The 20824-nt window shown below is 40.4% G+C and carries 18 protein-coding genes; 2 read left to right on the forward strand and 16 right to left on the reverse strand.

Going from position 1 to position 20824, the window contains the following annotated elements:
- Positions 1–41 precede the first annotated feature (41 nt).
- The 5 genes from BMX26_RS00475 to BMX26_RS00490 form a co-directional block, all read right to left on the reverse strand.
- On the reverse strand, positions 42–1157 hold the full coding sequence (locus BMX26_RS00475; RefSeq protein ID WP_075529518.1) for a class C sortase: 1116 nt from the start codon (positions 1155–1157) through the stop codon (positions 42–44).
- Positions 1158–1223: 66 nt separating this feature from the next.
- Positions 1224–2717 carry a SpaH/EbpB family LPXTG-anchored major pilin gene (locus BMX26_RS00480; RefSeq protein WP_075529519.1) on the reverse strand — a complete coding sequence of 498 codons (1494 nt, stop codon included), beginning with the start codon at positions 2715–2717 and terminating at the stop codon, positions 1224–1226.
- A 5-nt stretch (positions 2718–2722) separates the two neighbouring features.
- Positions 2723–3901 (reverse strand): SpaA isopeptide-forming pilin-related protein, encoded by a 1179-nt coding sequence (locus BMX26_RS00485; protein ID WP_075529520.1) that lies wholly within the window; start codon positions 3899–3901, stop codon positions 2723–2725.
- Between the two features lie 2 nt (positions 3902–3903).
- Entirely contained in the window at positions 3904–4410 is a 507-nt protein-coding gene (locus BMX26_RS09380; RefSeq protein WP_082272406.1) for a prealbumin-like fold domain-containing protein, read from the reverse strand.
- Complete coding sequence (locus tag BMX26_RS00490; RefSeq protein ID WP_082272407.1) at positions 4376–7378, reverse strand: collagen binding domain-containing protein; 3003 nt, start codon at positions 7376–7378, stop codon at positions 4376–4378. The genes BMX26_RS09380 and BMX26_RS00490 overlap by 35 nt, the downstream gene beginning before the upstream one ends.
- A 661-nt stretch (positions 7379–8039) precedes the next feature.
- Here BMX26_RS00490 and BMX26_RS00500 point away from each other — a divergent pair.
- A complete protein-coding gene (locus BMX26_RS00500) occupies positions 8040–9080 on the forward strand; it encodes a branched-chain amino acid aminotransferase (RefSeq protein WP_075529522.1) in 1041 nt (346 codons plus the stop codon).
- A gap of 61 nt (positions 9081–9141) precedes the next feature.
- Here BMX26_RS00500 and BMX26_RS00505 read toward each other — a convergent pair whose 3' ends face one another.
- Together BMX26_RS00505 and BMX26_RS00510 are read right to left on the reverse strand one after the other, a co-directional pair.
- A complete protein-coding gene (locus BMX26_RS00505) occupies positions 9142–9609 on the reverse strand; it encodes a universal stress protein (protein WP_075529523.1) in 468 nt (155 codons plus the stop codon).
- 118 nt (positions 9610–9727) lie between these two features.
- Positions 9728–10465, reverse strand: a complete 738-nt coding sequence (locus BMX26_RS00510; protein WP_075529524.1) for a deoxynucleoside kinase — start codon at positions 10463–10465, stop codon at positions 9728–9730.
- A 201-nt stretch (positions 10466–10666) separates the two neighbouring features.
- Here BMX26_RS00510 and BMX26_RS00515 point away from each other — a divergent pair, with 201 nt between their 5' ends.
- On the forward strand, positions 10667–11143 hold the full coding sequence (locus BMX26_RS00515) for a nucleoside 2-deoxyribosyltransferase (protein WP_075529525.1): 477 nt from the start codon (positions 10667–10669) through the stop codon (positions 11141–11143).
- A gap of 188 nt (positions 11144–11331) precedes the next feature.
- Here the strand turns inward: BMX26_RS00515 and BMX26_RS00520 are convergent, their stop codons facing one another.
- The 9 genes from BMX26_RS00520 to yycF form a co-directional block, all read right to left on the reverse strand.
- The gene (locus tag BMX26_RS00520; RefSeq protein WP_075529526.1) at positions 11332–11721 is read right to left on the reverse strand and encodes a VOC family protein; all 390 of its coding nucleotides are present in this window, start codon (positions 11719–11721) and stop codon (positions 11332–11334) included.
- A 62-nt stretch (positions 11722–11783) separates the two neighbouring features.
- The gene (gene pepI / locus BMX26_RS00525; protein WP_412771382.1) at positions 11784–12674 is read right to left on the reverse strand and encodes a proline iminopeptidase; all 891 of its coding nucleotides are present in this window, start codon (positions 12672–12674) and stop codon (positions 11784–11786) included.
- Between the two features lie 5 nt (positions 12675–12679).
- Entirely contained in the window at positions 12680–13159 is a 480-nt protein-coding gene (gene rlmH / locus BMX26_RS00530) for a 23S rRNA (pseudouridine(1915)-N(3))-methyltransferase RlmH (protein WP_075529528.1), read from the reverse strand.
- Positions 13160–13498: 339 nt separating this feature from the next.
- Positions 13499–14812 (reverse strand): trypsin-like peptidase domain-containing protein, encoded by a 1314-nt coding sequence (locus BMX26_RS00535; protein ID WP_180366042.1) that lies wholly within the window; start codon positions 14810–14812, stop codon positions 13499–13501.
- 110 nt (positions 14813–14922) lie between these two features.
- Positions 14923–15711, reverse strand: coding sequence for an MBL fold metallo-hydrolase (locus BMX26_RS00540; protein WP_075529530.1), 789 nt, complete (start codon positions 15709–15711; stop codon positions 14923–14925).
- 11 nt (positions 15712–15722) lie between these two features.
- Positions 15723–16532 carry a two-component system regulatory protein YycI gene (locus BMX26_RS00545; RefSeq protein ID WP_075529531.1) on the reverse strand — a complete coding sequence of 270 codons (810 nt, stop codon included), beginning with the start codon at positions 16530–16532 and terminating at the stop codon, positions 15723–15725.
- 1 nt (position 16533) lies between these two features.
- The gene (locus BMX26_RS00550; protein WP_075529532.1) at positions 16534–17868 is read right to left on the reverse strand and encodes a YycH family regulatory protein; all 1335 of its coding nucleotides are present in this window, start codon (positions 17866–17868) and stop codon (positions 16534–16536) included.
- Positions 17858–19738, reverse strand: coding sequence for a cell wall metabolism sensor histidine kinase WalK (gene walK / locus BMX26_RS00555; RefSeq protein WP_075529633.1), 1881 nt, complete (start codon positions 19736–19738; stop codon positions 17858–17860). The genes BMX26_RS00550 and walK overlap by 11 nt, the downstream gene beginning before the upstream one ends.
- A 19-nt stretch (positions 19739–19757) precedes the next feature.
- Positions 19758–20465 (reverse strand): response regulator YycF, encoded by a 708-nt coding sequence (yycF, locus tag BMX26_RS00560; protein WP_075529533.1) that lies wholly within the window; start codon positions 20463–20465, stop codon positions 19758–19760.
- Positions 20466–20824 lie beyond the last annotated feature (359 nt).

Consider the following 20824-nt stretch of genomic DNA (forward strand, 5'->3'; position numbering starts at 1 on the left):
AGCAAGCCTTTTTACAACTTTTTTTGTAAAAAGGTTCAGCCTTATTTTAACAGCCACTGACCTGCTTCTTTGCGGAACAGTTGGGCCTTTTGCTGTTTTCTTGTCAGATATGGTCGGGCCTTTTGCTGCTTTAACTTTTTGATGCCAAAGCGGACTTTAAAGCTGCCATCCAAGGCTTTGACTGTATAAATGCACCCAGGAATATCCGCGAATGTCACCTGATGATCTTTGGCCTGGACCACAAAGAGCTCCCCCTGACGGTAGAGCTTATGCCGCCCATTTTTGCCCAAAAGCTGATAACTTCCAGCTTTGGGCACATTAAAGACAATATCAATCCGCTTTTGCTTGAGCAGGCCTTGATGAATAATCCGGTAAACCAGGCTCACAAAGCCTACGACCGCTAAAACACAGCCTAAAATCACAGCTGCTTGTATTAAACGATTCATTAGGGCCGCTTGGTTGACTTCTTGGGCAATTTTTTTCGTATAAGGTACCCGGTAACCCGTTACCAGCATGCGGTGGGTATTAATCATATACGGCGTACAGGTCATCAAGGTTGCTAAATCCATCTCCGCGACCGGTCTGATGGCGTTGATTTCTTTTGGCTTAACCACCTTGATATTGATGACACGATAAGCTAGATTTTTGCCAAAGACATTGATGACAAAAATATCACCTTTTTTTATCCGGTTCAAATCCGTAAATAATTTTCTTTCAGGAAGCCCGCGATGGGCTGCGATAATCGTTCTTTTGCCCTTGCCCCCTTCAGGAAAAGAGCTCCCCTGTAAGACCGCCGCGCCGTATTCCAGCGTATCAGACGTTGTGAGGTTGAACAAAGGCACATTCACCTTGATTTTAGGAATCACTACCCGACCCAAAAGGTGTTTTTTGAGCTTTTTGGCCGTCATCTTGCCCGTACCCTTAAAGGGGTCTTTAGCGGCTTTTTGAGCTGCTGCTTCATTTTCTTTTTTGAGTTTGGCCAGTTGGGCGCGGTTCTTTTTTTGGTCAAATTGCTTAGCCTGATTAATGCGCACTTCATCAATAAAATTATTGACTGCTTCCACATAAAAAGGATAAAGCATAATCATCAATCCGATAAAAAAGACCACTACCAGCGCTACTTGAATGATAAAGCTGTTTGCGCCTTGTTTTTTCATGTTACCACCATAAATAAAGATAAAGAGGCTGAGCCAACACCCAGTCTCTTTTCTTTTTAAATAAAATTAGATGTTATCTTGACGGTTCTTGCGAGCAAACATAACTGCCAAAGCTAAGCCCATCACAACTAAACCACAAGCGATAAAGGCTACAATACCCATACCACCCGTGTGTGGCAAGAAGCCGCCACCCTTAACGTTAGTGATTGTTTGAATTTGTGAAGTTGTCTTGTAGCTGTCTTTTGCAACCTTGAATGTTGTGATAGCTTTCGTACCAGTTGGCAATTCGTAGCCTTCTGGAGCTTTAGTTTCAACAACGGCATAAGATTGGCCACTTGCAAGTTCAGTTGAGTACTTCAAGCCGGCAAATTCAAAGGCACCCTTATCATCACTGGTCTTTTCAGCCACGTTTTCGTTCTTGCTGTCAAAAGTATAGCCTGACTTTTCATCGCCATGCGCATAAGAAACAATATTGTTGTTAGAATCAACAATTACTAATTGGAAATGAGCACCAGAAAGCTTTTTGTCGGAGTTGGCACTGTCAACCTTCACGAACTTCTTGCCGCCAGTATAAACTTCTTCTGACTTAACTTGTGTGTGGAATTCATTATCAACTTTAGCTTGAGCACCGTTGTAGATGTTAGTGTCAATCAAAGTCAAATCATTGATACTTAAATGACCGTTAACAGTTGTCTTTAATGTTTGACCTGCAAAAGAAGCTAATTTGTTAGCAGCAATTTCAATGGTAAAGCCATTATCGCTGTTCTTAGTTACAGTGTAATCAGACTTGTTCAAACCTTCGATAGCAATTGAATCTGTATCCATCACTAAACCTTTGTCAGGTGTATCAGTGATTGTATAAGTTGTCTTTTGGGCAATATTCCAAGGAATAACAGTATTGATGACATAAGGAATGCTTTCACCGGCTGTGAAATCATTGTGGGAAGCAGTCATGTGCTTAGAATCTTCCATCTTCACAGACTTTGGCCAAACGTTAACATTAGTTTGAATTTCCTTGCTTGAGCCATCACCCTTGTAGATAGGCATTGCCAAAACAAAAGAAGCTGACTTTTGTGTTACATTGGCTGGTGAGTTTGTTTCAACAAAAAGGTATGCCTTATAGTTGCCGTCGCTATCACGCAAAGCTAAATCTTTGAAGTTAGCCAAACCGCCGTTAGCTGTTGTTGCTTCAGCGACTTTAGTAGCTGTTTTTTGCAAATCAGTGTCTTTTTTAGCGACTGTTTCACTGGCTTCTTGAGCATCTTGGCTATTCTTGTATGCTTTTTGATATTCGCTTGTAACATCGTAAGCAGTGAAAGTAACACCATCTAAAGTCTTACCACCAAGCTTGGTGAAATCTTCATCATTGGTTGAATCAGTGTTTTGAACTGTAGTTGATGGCAATTTATCACTGAAAACATATTTGTGCAGGGTAACATTAACTGTATCAACCTTAGCTGAATCAGCCTTCACACTTTGGTTGGCCAATCCTGACACCCCTAATGGCAAAGCTAACATTAAAGCTAACAAGCCCGTTTTGACTTTCTTGAACGTAAACATCTTTTTTATCTCTCCTCGTGTTTTCTTTTCTTTTTAAATATTATAAATAACCTAATTAAACAAATAATAACAATTCCCAGGCCAAGCCAAAATGCAAAGCTTTTGGCTTCACCTGTTTGCGGAAGCATACCCCAAAGATTCCCTATATCTTCATCAGGTGAAGCATCCGCAATCTTTTTCTCCACACTCGATCCTGTATGCGGCAGCATACCCAAGATGGTCCTAATCACCTTGCTCGGTGTCTTAGGCGTTGTCGGCTTTTTTTCATTGTAGACACGCGGCAACGCCTTTTTGACGGTCGCATCCGTTAGGCTACCATCATACAGCTGATCTAAAACTGTATCATTAACCTTGATTTGACTATCAGTGATTTCAATCTTAATTTTTTGAGCGGCTTTTGAAATCGTATATCCGCTTGGAGCTTGAACTTCTTTGAAATAATAAGTTCCATTGGCCAGCGTTGCTCCATCATACAACACCAATCCGGCGGAATTGGACGTGAATTTCACAATATCCGAATTTTCCAGCGCCGAAATACTTTTGACAAACTCGCCTTCCTTGTTCAAATAAAGTTCTTCACCAGCATTATTCAACCGATAAATAACAAATTTAGCTCCTTCTAAAGGCAAGGTTCCGGCTGCATTTTTCCCATACTTGAAAAAATACGGTTTCCTAGTTGTTACGCTGTATTTTGCATAAACCTGATAGTGAGTTAACCCGCTACTGTCGGTCTCGGAACTGTCATCAGTACTAATAACCGAAGGCACGCTGGTGGTATTGGCATCAGTGCTGGTCGTTGGATTGCCGTCATTATCGGCTGCAATCACTAGATAACCGGCATATTTAGGCACAATCAAATCCATCGTTTCCGATAAGGATTGCGGTTTTAAACTGGCCAGCACGGTTATCTTATCTTCTTTAATTGCCTTCAAAGCCGTTTGACAGAGCTTTTCATCGCTGTCAGCCTGGTCAAAACGCTTCAACGAAGCCTGATTCAGTCCATAGATTTGGTATCGCGGCAAGGTAAGCTTTTGGTCAGCAAGCTGACTCGTACTGTCCAGATTGGAAAAGCCCATTGTGAGATGAACTTCATCACTCGTTGAAGCCCGTGCTAAATTGTTACAATGCAGCACAAACATCAAAGAAGCAAAGGTTAGTAAGATAAACTTTAAAATCTTTTTCATCCTTACACCTCCTTTGAATGCTTCAGGCGCAAGAAAATTTCGATTTCAAGCCCGATACAAGCAGCTAAAATAACCACAGTCCCGATAACTTTGAAAATAAGCGTCCCGCTGCCACCAGTATGCGGTAAAATGCCGGCATGCGGATAATCCAGCACTTGGAGGGTGACAGGCTTATTCTTTTTAGCCACAGCCTCTTTGACTGAAACATTTTGCAGTTTTGTTACCGCAATACCGTCTTCATCAGTCAAAGTAATCGTAGCTTCTTTACTGCTGTCATCATTGATATCTTTTTTCCCTAAAGTAAAGTAGATTGGTTTGGCAGTATCATAGCCTTCTTTAGCCTTGGTTTCGACTAATTTATATCGGCCGGTAAACATTCCCCGATAAGAAATCCGTCCATTAGAACCGGTAGCCAAATTCTTGGCATAAGCAATCCATTTACCATCAACTAAACGATATAAGTCAAAATGTACATCACTTAAGACCGGCTGACTGGAAAGCGCCCCCATCACGTTTTAAGACATCAAAGTCAACATTATAGCCTGTGATGGTAGCATCACCTGATGTATGCTCAACTTCTTTATCTTTCGTCGTTTTATCAAAAATGGTTTGTTCAATTTCACCTTCGATAGCAGCATCATTAGCCACGCGGTCTTTCCCAGCTGTCAAAAGTTTAGTTTGGTAAGTGACATAGTAGTAATTGTGAATACCACCCGTCGTTTCACGCGGATTAGATGCATCCTTGTTGAAAGTAATGACCATTCTTTGCGTCGTCACTCCGTCAACCGTATATGGTTCAACAGCCACATTGTAAGCTGACTTATCTAATAATACGGGATGATCGTCATCAAAATTATATTGATCCTTGGCTTTAATCCGGTAAACCTTGATTGAATCTTCGTTAAAGACCTGTTTGCCATCCAAGACGTCCGTAATCTTAGCATCATCATAAGAAATCAAACTTGGGTTGACCCATAGCTTCCAGTTGACTAAACTATTGTCATTTTCATCAACAGCGCCATCTTTCTTCAAATTAGAGCTGTCACGCCAATAGTCAGCTTTGACGTCTTCGCTGAAAATTTGGACATCATTTTGATACAAGTTGACGTAGTTGCTATAGTCATTTTCGTTTGGATTGTAACCTACCGGGCCTAAAGCGACCTGGTAAGTTACCTGGTAACTGTCAGGCTGGTTATTAGGTAAAGCGATAATCAATTTCTTAGCCTTGGCCGTCTTCGTAGTGCCAGGATAATAATTTTCCTTGTAAGTCGATGTCGTATCAACTAAACCGATTTGGCAATTCTTGGTGACATCTTGATTGGTGGTGGTATCTTTAACTTTGACCGTATCCATATCAATCGTTTGATCACCGGGGATGGTGTCTTTAATGGTATAGTTCGTCAAATCCTGCCGGCTGGTATTGTCAACATTGACTACCCATGTTAGCAGGCCGGTTGTCTTATCAAGGCCTTGACTACCCTTGGTCAAGTTAACTTTAGCTTGGTTGACTTGGCCTTGGGCCGGCACTGTGTAAGACGTCTTCTCAGTCAAGCTATTGTCGCCAAATTGAGCTTCATTAACAGCGTCGACATCTTTATTTCTCGTGGTCGTATAAACCAAACGGTACCGGCAAGCAGCCGCTTTTTTCTTAAAGGTCAATTTGAAACCCTTATAAGAGCCGGACTTATTGTCAGTTGTGATGGTATAACTGCTTGGATCAACCTTGGTTTGTGCATTCCAATCACCGGCACCGGAACTTTGATATAAGGCAATAGAATCTTTATCTAAAGTCAATTCATCACCATTTTTCGTACTGAAATGGTCGGTTAAAGTTTGGCCGGTGATGGTTTGGAATTTATCCGGTGCACTATCCGTAGCCATATCAAAATAAACTTGCCAAGTAATCTTATTATCTAAAATTTGGCTGGCGTCTTTTTGCACTTGCGGTTTGACACCGTCCTTAGTGACGCTGGCTTGGCCGTGATTACTATCATGGTTATTATCAATAACATTATTGGTAATCTGTGCTCCATCCTTGGTTCCGCTTGGAATCGATGTTTGATAGGTAATCTTATAGCCTTTCTTACTAGAATTTTTAATTTTCAATTCAAAGGTGCTTTGTCCATTAGCATTTGTGGACTTAGTGACCGTATAGTCATTTTTGTCCAAAGCGGTTAGTTCAAGGTTTGATTCCGACCGATTGTAGGAATTACCATCCTTAACCTTGACTTGGTAGACTTTAAGTGTACTTAAATCAATGTCACCGGTGGAAACAGCATCTGTCAAATCAGCGTTTCCGAAATTTTTATTTGCCAAATTATAATAAATTGTCCAATCAATTTTAGAAGCATCGCTGCTTGATTGCTTGCCTTCCTTGACTAAAGGCTGATTATCATACCAATTGCCCCATTGTTTAAAACTGGCTTGGCTCAATTGATTATAGCCATCATAGAAGCTGGCCTTATTTTCAATATTGCCCCCGTTTTGGCTGGAATCAGGCAAAGCCAGGCTGGCATCATATTCAATTTGATAAGCATGGTCAATTTTGTGGTTAAATTGGACAGTAAAACCAAATGTATCAGCTTTTTTGCCATTAGCTGTGGTGACTTGATCTGAAGTAACTTCTTTGATTGTGTATTCTGAAGCGTTAACCTCAACACGGCTTTTTTTATTGACTTTACCATCGCTATCCAGCGAAACTTGGTACACTTTAATGGAGCTTTGATCTAATTTTTGGCTGACAGGATTATATTGGTCAACTTCGCTGGTATCTTTAATCACAGGATTACTAATTTCACTTAAGCTCTTATTAAAGTCTAAAGTGTAGTGAATTTTAGTCGGCTTAAAGTCTTTATCTAATTCACCTGATTTAGCAATATCACCATATTCTTCATTAGTATGCTGCTTAATTGTGACCGTATATTTTTGGCCATCTTTAAAAGGAATGGTCAATTTATGCACATTTTCTTTTTCTAAAACAGTCATATCAAAAGATGAATTTAAGGTAATGGTGCCACGACGCCCCTGCAAATCATTTAAGCCATCACTAAAAGTGATTTTTAATGGATAACCTCCCTTAGCGTCATTGTAATCCTGCGCTAAAGTCCATGTTCCCATTGTGCGGCCATCACTTGTTTTCAAGGTTCCGTTGCAATCGTTGTAAACTTTGAAAACCTGCGACACGTAAATCGTATAGGTGTCCCCCTTAGCAATCTTCAAATCATCCGGGAAAGATAAGGTGTAAACTAAAGACATCTTATCGCCGTTTTGCACGACATAATCACTATCGTTTGCCAAGGTTTGTTCAGTATTCTTTTTTGAATTGGAGACAGTAATTGTTGCTTTTGAAATAAAATTTCCCTGACTATTCAATTCGCTGGCAGCAGCAATCGGTCTCAACTGTAAAAAAATGACTACTAAAAGTGCCAATGCACCTAGCAGTAACCAAAATGTTTTTTGCAATTTAAACCTGGTCATAATAACTTTCAAATCCCTTTTTAATTGTCACATATACCAATCACGTATATTTTATCCTAATAACTATTGTTCGTATTTAATTATAGTATAGCCTTTATTGTTTTTCAATTTTTTCTTCACATTTTAGTCATTTTTGCCCAAAAAACACATTAATTGTTTAATTTCAGCTCTATTTATTTCTAATATTTTGAATATTTTTGTCAAAAATGACAAAAAGGAAACTGTTTTTTTGTCAATCCGTTTTCCGGCCTTATGTTAACCAATTAGGCCTTTTTTCACACTATTGTTCAAAGCGAATCGTTTTATCCAAGACTATATTTTTGAATATTTTTAGATTAAGCTAAAATGATTTTTATCTTATTAATTCAACTATACCAATTTAAAAGGATTACATAGAAAAGTTGTCTTTTTTGCCATATTTTCAGCTAAAATGCGGAAACATTATCAGCAATAGCTTAATTTTAATGTACTTTTTATTGGTATCGTTCGAAATTAACTCAATTTTTCCTACAGGCTTTTCTTTATCAATTAAAAAGACTTTATTTTACAAACATTTTGCCTGTTTCCACTTAAAATATAACATGATTGCAGTGGTTATATTGTATTTAACCTAAAGCTTGTTATAAAATACAATTGAATTACATATAAGGAGGAATTTGCTATGCCTAACACTGAACAAGTCAATCTTGACTGGGAAAACCTCGGTTTTTCCTACCATAAACTGCCTTACCGTTACCGGGCCTACTTTAAAGACGGCCAGTGGTGCCAACAAGGCTTAACTGAAGATGCCAATATCACCATTAATGAAGGATCACCGATTTTTCATTACGGTCAGGGAGCCTTTGAAGGTTTAAAGGCTTATCGCTGCAAGGATGGTTCCGTCAACTTGTTTCGACCTGATCAAAATGCTAAGCGGATGCAAAACAGCTGCAAACGCCTATTGATGCCCGAAGTGCCGACTGAAATGTTTATTAGCGCCTTACAAGAAGTCGTCAAGGCCAACCAAGCTTATATCCCTCCTTATGGTACAGGAGCAACCCTTTACTTGCGGCCTTTTATTATCGGTATTGGCGAAAATGTCGGGGTCAAGCCTGCTAAAGAATATATCTTCTCCGTCTTCGCTACTCCAGTAGGAAACTACTTCAAAGGCGGCTTGACACCTACAAACTTCCTGGCAGCCGATTATGACCGGGCAGCCCACAAGGGTACCGGCCAAAGCAAGGTTGGCGGCAACTACGCTTCCAGCCTCTTGCCAGGTAATTTGGCGCATGAACGCGGCTTTTCCGATTGTATCTACCTTGATCCTATTGAACACCGCAAGATCGAAGAAGTCGGTTCTGCCAACTTCTTTGGGATTACCCGCGACGGTAAATTTGTCACCCCTAAATCACCTTCTATTTTGCCAAGTGTCACGAAGTACTCCCTCCTCTATTTGGCTAAGCACAACTTAGGAATGGAAACAGCGGAAACCGATATCTATATTGATCAATTAGATAACTTAGTCGAAGCCGGCGCTTGCGGAACGGCGGCAGTCATCTCCCCAATTGGCGGCTTCCAAGTGGGTGATGATTTCCATGTCTTCTACAGCGAAACCGAAGTCGGCCCTGTAACCCGCAAATTGTATGACGAATTAACCGGTATTCAATTTGGTGATAAACCAGCACCTAAAGGCTGGATTTTAAAAGTCGATTTAGACGACTAACAAAAAAAAGCGTACTTTTAAAAGTACGCTTTTTTTAAACCCGTCACCCACACAAGACGGTTTATTTTTTAGCTGGTGTTTTGGCAATTAAGACATCACACTTAGCTGCTCTGGTTACGTATGAAGCAACTGAACCGACCATCATCCGTTGGATAAAGTTTTTACCAGTTGCCCCCACAATGATTAAATCATTGTGATATTCAGGCTGGAAGTCTTCGACAATAACCAATTTAGGATTGCCAAAGCGCAAGTGCACCCGAACTTGATCTTCTTTGAAGTCATCATGTTCGATTAAATCTTTGCGCAAGTCAAGGAGGTAATCTTCATTTTGATGTTCAATTTCGTAGATTTGTTCACCATCAAGTGAGATGCCGGCGCCGCCATATTCTAATGAATTTAAATCGATCACTTGCAAAATATCGAGGTGTGCTTCGCTTTGCTTGGCAATTTCAATTGCTTCATCTAAAGCTTTTTCACCGCCTTTGGAGCCATCAATTGCAACCAAAATCTTTTTATATTCGAATGACATAAAACCACCCAGCCTTTCATATAACTTTATATTTATAATAGCCTTTTTTGTGATTTTTTGCAAGCCTTTACATTTATCACCACAAAAAAAGAACCAAGATATCTTGATTCTTTCATATTTATTTTAATAAATCTAAATGTGCCTGTTGCAACTGCTCATATTGTGCTTTAGTTAAGTTGCCAAGCTCTAATAATTTGGATTCAATTGTTTCTAAAACAGACACCCGATCTTCTTTATTGGCCACAAAATCATATTTGTCGCCATCAATAATCAATAACGGTGAAGCATCGTATTTTTGCATCCAAACATCATATTGTTTAAGCAAGCGGTGGTAATAATCAACCAAAGACGGATCTTGATCGACTTGTTCATATTCTCGTCCCCGCTTGATAATGCGCTCAATCATGGTATCATATGAAACTTTGATGGTTACCATCAAATCAGGTGATTTTTTATGAGCAGCATAAGGTAATTCTTCCATCATATTATGGAGCAGACTCCGGTAAATATCATACTCAACCTCAGTTGCGTTACCCATTTCAGTGTTCATCTTCATGAAAATTTCGTCTTCATAAATCGACCGGTCCAAGATATTGTTGTCTTCTTGCATCGCCTTTTTAATCATTGCAAAACGGCGGTTTAAAAAATAAGTTTGCAACAAGTAGGCGTAAGGATTTGTTGCTTCCTTATCTCCTTGAGCTCTTTTCTTAGCTGCAATTTCATTACCTTTGTAGAAGATAGGCAAAACTGGATTGTCTTTAACTGGTTCATAATATGCTTTTGTACCGAGTTCATCAGCTAAAATCTTGGTTAAACTAGATTTGCCTGAACCGATAATCCCTGATAATGTAATCAAAATGATTGAAGCATCCTTTCTCTAAATGGTTCATTGTATCGTAACGTGCATATTCAATAATACACTGATTTAGTTTAAAAATAAAGGCATATCTTGTGGCTTAAAAAAATTAACATACTACATCTTGCAAAGTCTTTATTTAAGCCTTGCAATCAGCATTTTTGCCTGTTACACTAGGGCTAAAAATTATTGGAGGTCATTATGAAATCAGTTTATTTAGCTGCACCTTTTTTTAGTCCTCAGCAAAAAGACCGTATTGCTCAAGTAAAAGCTGCTTTAGAACAAAATAAAACTATCGATTCAACTCGAATTTTTATTCCGCATGAATATATGTATGAAGCTCAGCCCATGGGCTCGTTTGAATGGCAAAAAGCCACATTTCAACTGGATACCAGTCAAATCCAAAATAGCGACTTGGTCGTTGCCATTATCGATTACAAAATGGAGGAAACCAAGGAAAATGAAGCTGATTCCGGCACTGCCTTTGAAATCGGCTTTGCTTACGGCTTAAATAAACCGATTGCTGTCGTCCAATTCGATCCCAAAAAAGAACTCAATATGATGGTGGCCCAAGCGTTGACAGCTTATTTTGATGCTTCAAAAGACGGCCTCAAAGACTTGGCTGACTATGATTTCCAAACATTGATGCCGCAATATGCCCACCGGCCGGTTATTTAAAAAGTCTGGTTTTAAAACCAGACTTTTTTTCTTTCTTCAAAGGATGCATCACGATTGCACCCTGTGTAGTTGGGCTTTGACTCGCATACGCCTACGTCTAAGCTGTGTCCGCTTGGAATCGTACCGATTCCCGCGCTACCACGAGCTTAGTCTACCGACGTATGACCGCTCGCCAAAGCACCCTGATTTTATTCAGCTAAAAGCTCTACCTCGTTTCCATCGGGATCTAACACAATTGCATGCGTTTTATCTGCAAAATCAGGTTTGGGGTCAAGCACACATTCAAAACCATCGTTAACCATCGCCTTGGTTAAGCTTTCAACCATTTCTCCGCTGCCAACGCTAATTGCCAGCCTAATATAACCACTGTGCCGATTCGTATCGCCTGGCGTAAAATGCCGGCCGGATACCTGCAATAATTCTAGGTTGATTTGATTACTGAATTTAAGCAGGCAGCCTTGCGAGCCGGCTTCTTCATCATAAAATTCTTGCGCTACTTGTGCTCTAAAATACTTTTGATAAAAAGATTTGGTCTTATTCAACTCCGCCACTAGTAAAACCATGCGTTCAATTTGCATCGATACCACCTCTTTAGGCCTATTTTACCGCAAAAACATCCATTTAGCGAAAATTTATCCCCTTAATCATTTTGGTTTAACCATTCCTTAAGCAGGGTAACATATGCATCATGCTCCTGTACAAAGGACATATGCCGACAGCCGGCAAATAACTCCCACCGTGCCTTTGGCAAATGATCATACATGGTCTTAGCTACTAACGGCGTGCATAAATCATCAGTCCCGCTCGTAATCAAGGCCGGTGTCGTAATTTCAGCTAAACGCGAAGTTACTTCATATCCGCTCAAATTGCCTTCAGGATTATATTCATTTGGCCCCCAACCCGTCAGATAAGCTACCGTACCTGTTTTTTTAGGTCTAGTCACCGCCTTTGGCAAAGACGGCCTGGTCATGTCAGCACTGTGCAGCCGCATAAAATGCTCATTAGCTGCCACATACGCCGGATTTTGAAAATCATGCTGTTTTTCAGCCGTTAAAATAGCTTCTTGCTCCGCTTCCGGCATAAACTTAATCAGTCGGTGCAATTCATCAGCCCATAATTTAGCCGACGATAAGGTACTGGCCAAAATAATACTTTTGACACCTTTTGGTTTGGTTAGCATATACATCAAAGTAAGCATCCCGCCAAAAGATTGACCTAAAAGATGGATTTCCTTTAAACCCAATGCCTGCCTAAGGTTCACCAACTCAGCCAGCCAATTTTGCTGATTATAAACATCAGGCGTTTTATCGGGCATGCTGGACTGACCACAGCCCAATTGATCATACATAACCAAAGCCCTTTGATCTGCCTGAGCTAAATCATCTAAAACTTCAAAATAATTATGGGTGGAACCTGGCCCGCCGTGTAATAAAACCAACGGCACTTTTTGTGCTAAATATTCTGCCCCGGCAATTCGGTAATAGGTTTGATAAGGACCAAAAGGCACATAACCGCTTTTAAGCATTAAAATCACCTCTATTTATGATAAGGACTGCCTGCATTAATCATGAAGGCACGGTAAATTTGTTCCGTTAACACCAAGCGCATCAACTGATGCGGCATCGTAAACTTTCCAAACGAGATTTGCGTATCAGCTCTTTTAAGCACTGCCGGTGCTAAGCCCAGCGATCCGCCGATAACAAAGGTCAAGTCACTGTGGCCATATGTTGTTAAATCATTGATTTCCTTAGCAAAAGCCTCTGAGGTCCTCTCTTGCCCTAAAATCGCCAACGCATAAACATATTCGCGGTCTTTGATTTTAGCCAAAATCCGCTGGCCTTCAACTTCTTTGACATTTTCCATCTGGGCGGCGCTTAATTTTTCCGGTGCTCTTTCATCAGGCACTTCTACAATTTCAAATTTGCAAAATTTGCTTAATCTTTTGGCATACTCGGCAATCCCCTGCTTCCAGTATTTTTCTTTTAATTTGCCGACACAAACAATCTTAATATTCATTTTTTACTCCTATCTTTGACGCTGAATACCGGTTAAACCACAATATCTTGTTAGGTTCTCAGCAAGACCCCCTATATTTATGGTTTATCCGCCTAGTTATCCACTATACACATTTTTTAGCGAACACATTTTCTAACAGGCTCAAAACACCGTTATATCAGCATTTATAGCTATTTTTTAAAATGTATATTTTCGAGTTATCCACAGGATTGAGCAAAATGTGGACAACTAAACACGAACATTTACAACTCCATTATACCAAATTAACCCCAAAAAAATAGAGGCTAATCTTAGCCCCTATAACTGTTAAAAGATTAATTATTTTCCTGCCTAAAAGCACTATTCAGCGCTGTTTGAAGCTGTAGTTGTATTGCTATCGTTAGCTTCTAACGTCAACTTAACCGTTGTCGTCTTCAGCTTGCCGTCATGGTAGTACTTAATTTGAACACTGTCATTCAAACTATGCTTATACAAAGCTGTCCGTAATGAAGAAATGTCTGAAACCTTCTTGCCGCCTAAAGAAACGATGACATCGTATTTGGAAATGCCGGAATTCTTCAATGGCGAACCAGAATTAATCTTCAAGACTACAATCCCGCTAGTTACACTGCTTGGCAACTTCAAGGTTTGACTTTGTGCAGTAGTAGTAACATCACTGACATTGACCAGGGAAATCCCTAAAGCAGGACGCACAACTTTACCATTCTTCACCAATTGATTAATGATGTTGACCACTTCATTTGATGGAATGGCAAAGCCCATCCCTTCAACTGAAGTCGATGATGAGCTGGAGCTGGTCCCTGTACTGGAAAGCTTCATGGAGTTAATCCCGATAACTTGACCGGCTAAATTAATCAAAGGGCCGCCCGAATTACCAGGGTTAATTGCTGCATCGGTTTGGATAACCGTGGCTTGGCCGGTTGCGGTACCGTTGGAGTCAGTAACATCAATTGTCCGCTTCTTAGCTGAAATAATGCCTTGTGTCAAAGAAGTTGCATATTCCGAACCGAGCGGAGAACCAATAGCCAAGGCCGTTTCCCCAACTTCGATATTATCAGAGTCACCAAAGGTAGCAACTTGAGTCACATTTGTCGCGTCAATCTTCAAAACAGCCAAGTCAGACACGGAGTCGTGGCCAACAACGCTGGCCTTAACCTTTTTACCGCTGCTCAGCAAAACTTCAACCTTGCTGGCACCTGAAATAACGTGGTTGTTGGTTACAATAAAGGCCACATTGCCGCTCTTCTTATAGATAACCCCAGAGCCTTCGCTGGTGGACGTTGACGACGTTGTATCGCTATCGCTGTCAAAATCGCCAAACAAATCTTCTAGCGTCGAACTACTTGAAGTTGATTCGCTGTAAGCTTCAACTGATACCACTGCACCTTTAATCTTCTTAAAAGCCTTGCTGGCTTGAGTGCTGACATTTACTTTCACATTAGAAGTTGATGTCGTTCCCTTAGCATTTTCAGTGGTTTCTTGAGCTGAAGAACTATGGTTTTGATAGAAGACATAGCCCCCTATTACAATACCGCCGCCTAAAATACCGGCAGCTAAAGCAATCAAGAAGATTTTCACCCAATTATTTTTCTTGGGACCATTATCATTGGGATTTTGATTTGGTTCAATTTCATCAAATTCACCGTCAAACATACGCTCGACCCCTTCCATCTTTTTCTATACCTTTAATATATTATAAAATGCCCTGGTTGTCGCTTATTTTGCTAAAACTTAACGTTAAACCAAAGAAATTTACCAATCTTTTATAATTCGGCTAAGGATGTGGCCTGTTCAGGGTCAGTATCATATAGATAAAAATCGTGATCTACGGCCAAATCATGGGCGCGCATAATATGGTCGACCGTCAGATGTGCTAATTCTTTGACGTTATTTTCACGGCTTAAATGACCCAAATAAATCTTTTTAGTATGGTTGCCGATGACATCCATCAAGGCGTTGGCACCATCTTCATTAGACAAGTGGCCGGTATCGCTCAAAATTCTTTGCTTTAGCGGCCATGGATACATCCCCATCCTAAGCATTTCCACATCATGATTGCATTCGAATAAATAAGCATCGGCATCTTTAATAATTCCCTCAACCCGCGGTGAAACGTAACCGGTATCCGTGACAATCGCAAAAGATTTGCCATCATGATGCATTTCATAAAATTGCGGCTGTCTCGCATCATGTGAAACACCAAAACTCTCAATATCCAAGTCATCCAGGGTTAAGACCTGACCTTCCTTAAAAACATGCTTTTGTTCCAAGGGAATCTTGCCTAATTTGTTTTCCATGGCTTTCCAAGTGCCTTCGTTGGCATATAAATCCATCCCATACCGGCGGGCTAACACCCCAGCCCCTTTGCAGTGATCGGTGTGTTCATGGGTAATCAAGAGACTATCAACGTCTTTTAGGCTTTTACCGATGGAATTCATCAAAGCCTCGATTTTTTTGCCAGAAAGTCCCGCATCAATTAAAATATGGCGCTTATTTGTTTCAACATACGTTGCATTACCAGAACTTCCGCTGGCGAGCACACTGATTTTCATAAAATCCTTCCTTAATTAAGACTTGTTTTTTCATCCATGACCGACCCGGTAAAGGCATTAATCCGTCGGTATTGTGTGGCATCCGTGGTTTTTGACTTAAGGTAAAAAATCCAGCTGGGGATATAAACTGTGCTGTTATTAACATCTAACAGCTTGGTATAGCCTAATTTACACCACACAACTGTCGTATTTTGCGGCAATTTATTGTATTGGTACAGCCACATCAAAGCTTTCTTTTGGCTGATGGTGTTCTTCTTTTCGCGCAGCGTCTGAATGCGGCTGGCATATGTCTGGGTATAACCAACCGCATACCCATCCTTAACGGTGATTTTAATTTGCCCCTCACTGGAATAAAGCGGTTTGCCATACAGATTTTGCGTATATACGATGGTATTTTTGTTGGAAAGTTCTTTAGAATATGTGTACGCTTTGCCATAAATCACTTCTTTAGGATCTTTAACCACCGTATCTAATGTAGCACGCGGATTTTGGGTATTAAGCTTAATAGCCGTGATAAAGGTCGCTGTCAGCTTATGGTTGGCATAAATCCATGTCACATATTCCAGCTGATTAGCCTTCGTCCGCAAAATGTTATTTTTAGGAGATGCTAGATAATAACCTGTTTGCTCCGTATTAGATAATGTTGGATAGGTAATTTGATCATTTTTCATACTCTTCATTACCGAAGAAATCGTACTCTGTCCATAATTATTCGTCGTTGATTCAACGATTGTATCCTGCTTAAAATAAGTCATTATCAAAAAAAGGTCTAGCAAGATAAAAGCCAGCAAAAAAATCCATTCAATGCGTCTAAAATTCATGCTATCCCTCCTTGTTAGTATTAAGCAAATCTTGATAATTAATCCAGACGTTATTATATTTCACAAAATAAGTCGGGGTCAGGTCAATAACATCTGTATTAGACTTATTTTGCGAAACGGCATAGCCAACCTGCATATCTTCTAGCTTGCCCATATCTAGACCAGTTGCTTTTAAGGCTGCCATTACATCAGCTGTTGCCGGCAAAGTAACGGCCGTTTCAGCTGCCGGTACCGGCAACTGCAGGATATACAAGGAAAAGTCGACGCGCTGATTGCCCTGATATCCGGCAATAATATGATAAGTCCCATATTCATCTGCGGAAATCAACGGAAAACCGTTAATATAACTACGGTAAGTAACCTGCTTGGTTTGATAATTATACTCTGCATAACGTACATCATCCAGCGATACTTCTAGCGAGGCCAGCTTGTAAAATGACTGCTTCAAATGATTATATATGGTTACATTTTTATCACTGCGCGTTTGGTCGTAATTGGTATAAGAAACATAGCCGTTAGCTTTTTTTACGACCATTCTTTGTCCAGCATTATCATTATAAACCGTCTGCTTTTTTTGCTCCCGCGTAGTCAGCGTTGTATTTGAGCCCATCAGACGGGTCACAAATAAACCGGTATTTTCCTGGTTCAGTAAATAGCTGCCACAAGCAATTTTGATTGGCTGGGTAAAATCTTTAAAAAGATGGTTGTTCACCAGCTTATAATCAATCGCCAGTTTTTCAATATCACTGTTATCAATAATTTTGTCAACAACGCCTAAAGACTTAACTTTTGCGCGATAAACCTTGAAATTATGATCAGACAAAAAGTATACATAGCCTGTTTTTTTAACCGGAATCAAAATCCGTGAGAAAGTATTAGCATTATATTTTTGCGGCTGTTTTCCCAACTTGCTTTTATATAAACCAAAAGCTACCGGTGAAGCATAATTTAAAGTATAAGACTGATGATAATTCATAAAGTTAAGGTAGTCAGCCGCATTTTTATATTTTTTAACCGTAATTTTTTGAATTTTAACTTTGCTTAACCGTTTGCGCAACAAAGAGACTATATCCACCTTTGTACTCATCAGCTGGTAACGCGTATCAAGGCCGTAATAAGAAGCGTTGATGGGCAAATACACATCCGTCAGTTTCTGCTTTTCAGTCACTTCGCCATCCGTATCACTACTGGTGCTTTGACTAGTCTTATTAATATTTTGGGTAAACCGTTGAAAACTCGAAGGGGTTGTCCAAATTAAAATTGTAAAAACGATGCTAATCGCCACGGCCAAAAAAAGGCATAGCGGCAATATGAGTTCTTTTAGCCTATTCTTCATCCCACAAATCCTCCCCTTCATATTCTTCATAAGGCAAGGAAATATAGAAGGTTGACCCTTTGCCTTCAATACTATCAACCCAAATCTTACCATGGTGCATTTCGATGACTTCCTTTGAAATAGCTAAACCAAGCCCTGTCCCGCCTTGCGCCCGGGAACGTGCCTTATCAACTCTAAAGAAGCGGTCAAAAATATGTCCCAAATCTTTGCGGGGAATCCCTAAGCCTTGATCGGTAATGCTCATAATAACGTGATTATGTGTTTCGAGCAACCGACAGGTAATGACACCGCCATCCGGTGAATATTTGATGGCGTTATTCATAATATTATCGACTACTTGAATGAATTTATCTGTATCAATTTCAACCCACAAATCCCGTTTGGTAAAATCACGCTTAATGGTGTAATTTTTTCCTTTGGTTTCCTTGGTATCATTGCTATCTTTTTTAAGCATCATATCAAAACGGTCCAAGATATAATTGAACAATTCATTTAAATTGACCAATTCAAATTCCAATTTGACCGTCCCTGAATCCATGCGCGATAAGCTCAAAAGGTCGTTAACCATCCGAATCATCCGGTCCGTTTCATCTTGCGTTACCTTTAAAAAAGTCGGCGCAATCTCAGGATTTTGCCAAGCACCATCATTTAAAGCTTCCAAATAACTCTTCATACTGGTTAAAGGTGTCCGCAATTCATGCGATACATTAGATACAAATTGCCGGCGTTCCCGGTCAACCTTTTGCTGTTCGGTTACATCATGCAAAACGCAGACCAAACCTGAAATAAAGCCTGATTCCCGCTGAATCAAGGAGAAGTAAGCATTCAAAATCAAATCATGGCCGGCATCTGACATATCAACCAGGATATCTTCTTGATTTTCCAATAAATCACGCAAGGTGTGCTGATCTCTAATCTTTAAAACGTCTAAAATCGACTTGCCAAGCACATCCTCACTGTCGACATCTAAATATTCACAGGCCATTTCATTAATGATGGTAATATTTCCCCGGCGATCCGTAGCAGCAACTCCGTCTGACATATGTGAAAGCACCGAATCCAACCGGCGTCTTTCCGAATCGGAACTTTCCTGGGCATCTTCAATCCGCACTGCCAAATTATTAACTTCCATGGCCAGCTGACCTAATTCATCGTTGCCATATACATGTACTTTACCTGAATAATCTCCAGCAGCAATCCGTTCCGTTTGCCGTTTCATTTCATCAATTGGGCGCGTAATCGCACTGGAAACTACCACGGCAAGCACCATCCCAATTGCGGTCGCCATCAAAGAAGCTGTCACAAACATCAATGTGACACTGTTAACTGACTGATAAACACTTTCCATGTTAGCTCTTAAATAAACTACGCCGACGATAGTATTAGTATTCCCCGTGGAACTAAACAGCGGGGTTATCGAGGTATAATAGCGGTTGCCGTCATTTCGATTGTAGTCAGTTTCAGTTAAAGATCGTCCGGAATACAAAACGCGCTTAATTTTTGTATTAGTTGTTTTTTGCCCCACGGTAGAACCATCATTGACGTTAGCTTCCCCGCGGATAGTCCCCTTTGAGTCAACAACTTGAATCGAGGAAATATTTTCATTATTGGCATCTTCCAAGATGGACTTGATCTCATTATTAGCTTTCGTTGTATTTGTTGAAGACAGCCGGTTGATTAAATAATTATCCACATACGTCGATAGTTCAACCCGTTGCTTAAATTCTTTGATATTTTCAGTTTTCAACCTCTGCACAAAAACAGCCCCGACAATTTGAAATGTTATCAAAAGTAACAAAGCAAATACGAGGGCTATTTTAAAGTGGATTGATTGAAAAAAACGAATTTTTTTATTTACTTTGATTTCCATTTTTTCCATTACATTCCTATTATTCAGCGTCTGGATTTCTCAAATAGTAACCGACACCACGGCGGGTAACGAGCCATGTCGGCCGGCTCGGCGTATCTTCAATCTTTTCTCTTAAGCGTCTTACAGTAACATCGACCGTCCGAACATCGCCAAAGTAGTCATAACCCCAAACCGTCTGCAACAGGTGTTCACGGGTCATAACTTGGCCTAAATGCTGCGCCAAGTAGTATAATAATTCAAACTCCCGGTGCGTCAATTCAATTTTTTCACCATTTTTAGAAACCATATAGGCCTCAGGATGAATCGTTAAATTACCAATTTCAATATCAGCATTTTCTTCCGTTTCGGCCTGATTATTGGCCACTGTTGCCTGCCGGCGCAGGTTGGCTTTTACACGGGCAACTAATTCGCGGTTGGAAAAAGGCTTAGTGACATAATCATCTGCCCCCATCTCCAGGCCTAAAACCTTATCAATTTCAGCATCCTTGGCTGTAACCATGATAATCGGCATATCATGCGTTTTACGAACTTCACGGGCTACCTCTAAGCCGTCGATTTTAGGCAGCATCAAGTCTAAAATAATCAAATCAGGCGAAATCTCTTCAACCTGTTTTAAGGCTTCTTCACCGTCATAAGCAGTATAAACATCGTAGCCTTCCTTGGTCAAATTAAACTTAATGATATCTGAAATTGGCTTTTCATCATCAACAACTAAAATCTTCTTCATAATACTTCCTCTTTCAATTCCAATTCAAATAAATAACGTGTATAGCAGGATGTCTGCTGTGATATTCGCAGGTGTACCACTGGTCATACGAAGCCTAAGCGCTCTGTTTTGCACCCTGGTTTAGTACGGCAAAACTTCGCATGAGCCTAGCGCTAAGGACCTGAAGGCTAGGAGGGGTCAAGCCCCTCGCGTCGCCATCAGGCCAAGCTTAGCGTACGGCTCATAAGCGCTCAATTTTGCACCCTGGTTTTAGTCGGGCTTTTAATCGCATGGGCTTAGTGACAAGGAACTACTCCTCGGGGGCTTACAGCCCCGCTTCGTCGCAGTCCAGCTTGTCATACAGCCCATAACCGCTCCCA

Origin of the sequence: Ligilactobacillus sp. WC1T17, assembly GCA_900110005.1 — a bacterium.
GTDB lineage: Bacteria > Bacillota > Bacilli > Lactobacillales > Lactobacillaceae > Ligilactobacillus > Ligilactobacillus ruminis_A.

Bases quoted from the DNA above. Each gene is read 5' to 3' on its own strand.
- BMX26_RS00550 (WP_075529532.1), bottom strand. From the start codon at position 17,868: ATGAAGAATAGGCTAAAAGAACTCATATTGCCGCTATGCCTTTTTTTG.
- BMX26_RS09380 (WP_082272406.1), bottom strand. From the start codon at position 4,410: ATGGGGGCGCTTTCCAGTCAGCCGGTCTTAAGTGATGTACATTTTGAC.
- BMX26_RS00520 (WP_075529526.1), bottom strand. From the start codon at position 11,721: ATGCAAATTGAACGCATGGTTTTACTAGTGGCGGAGTTGAATAAGACC.
- BMX26_RS00535 (WP_180366042.1), bottom strand. From the start codon at position 14,812: ATGTTTGACGGTGAATTTGATGAAATTGAACCAAATCAAAATCCCAAT.
- BMX26_RS00540 (WP_075529530.1), bottom strand. From the start codon at position 15,711: ATGAAAATCAGTGTGCTCGCCAGCGGAAGTTCTGGTAATGCAACGTAT.
- BMX26_RS00515 (WP_075529525.1), top strand. From the start codon at position 10,667: ATGAAATCAGTTTATTTAGCTGCACCTTTTTTTAGTCCTCAGCAAAAA.
- BMX26_RS00545 (WP_075529531.1), bottom strand. From the start codon at position 16,532: ATGAATTTTAGACGCATTGAATGGATTTTTTTGCTGGCTTTTATCTTG.
- BMX26_RS00475 (WP_075529518.1), bottom strand. From the start codon at position 1,157: ATGAAAAAACAAGGCGCAAACAGCTTTATCATTCAAGTAGCGCTGGTA.
- BMX26_RS00505 (WP_075529523.1), bottom strand. From the start codon at position 9,609: ATGTCATTCGAATATAAAAAGATTTTGGTTGCAATTGATGGCTCCAAA.
- rlmH (WP_075529528.1), bottom strand. From the start codon at position 13,159: ATGAATATTAAGATTGTTTGTGTCGGCAAATTAAAAGAAAAATACTGG.
- BMX26_RS00485 (WP_075529520.1), bottom strand. From the start codon at position 3,901: ATGAAAAAGATTTTAAAGTTTATCTTACTAACCTTTGCTTCTTTGATG.
- yycF (WP_075529533.1), bottom strand. From the start codon at position 20,465: ATGAAGAAGATTTTAGTTGTTGATGATGAAAAGCCAATTTCAGATATC.
- BMX26_RS00490 (WP_082272407.1), bottom strand. From the start codon at position 7,378: ATGACCAGGTTTAAATTGCAAAAAACATTTTGGTTACTGCTAGGTGCA.
- BMX26_RS00500 (WP_075529522.1), top strand. From the start codon at position 8,040: ATGCCTAACACTGAACAAGTCAATCTTGACTGGGAAAACCTCGGTTTT.
- BMX26_RS00480 (WP_075529519.1), bottom strand. From the start codon at position 2,717: ATGTTTACGTTCAAGAAAGTCAAAACGGGCTTGTTAGCTTTAATGTTA.
- walK (WP_075529633.1), bottom strand. From the start codon at position 19,738: ATGGAAATCAAAGTAAATAAAAAAATTCGTTTTTTTCAATCAATCCAC.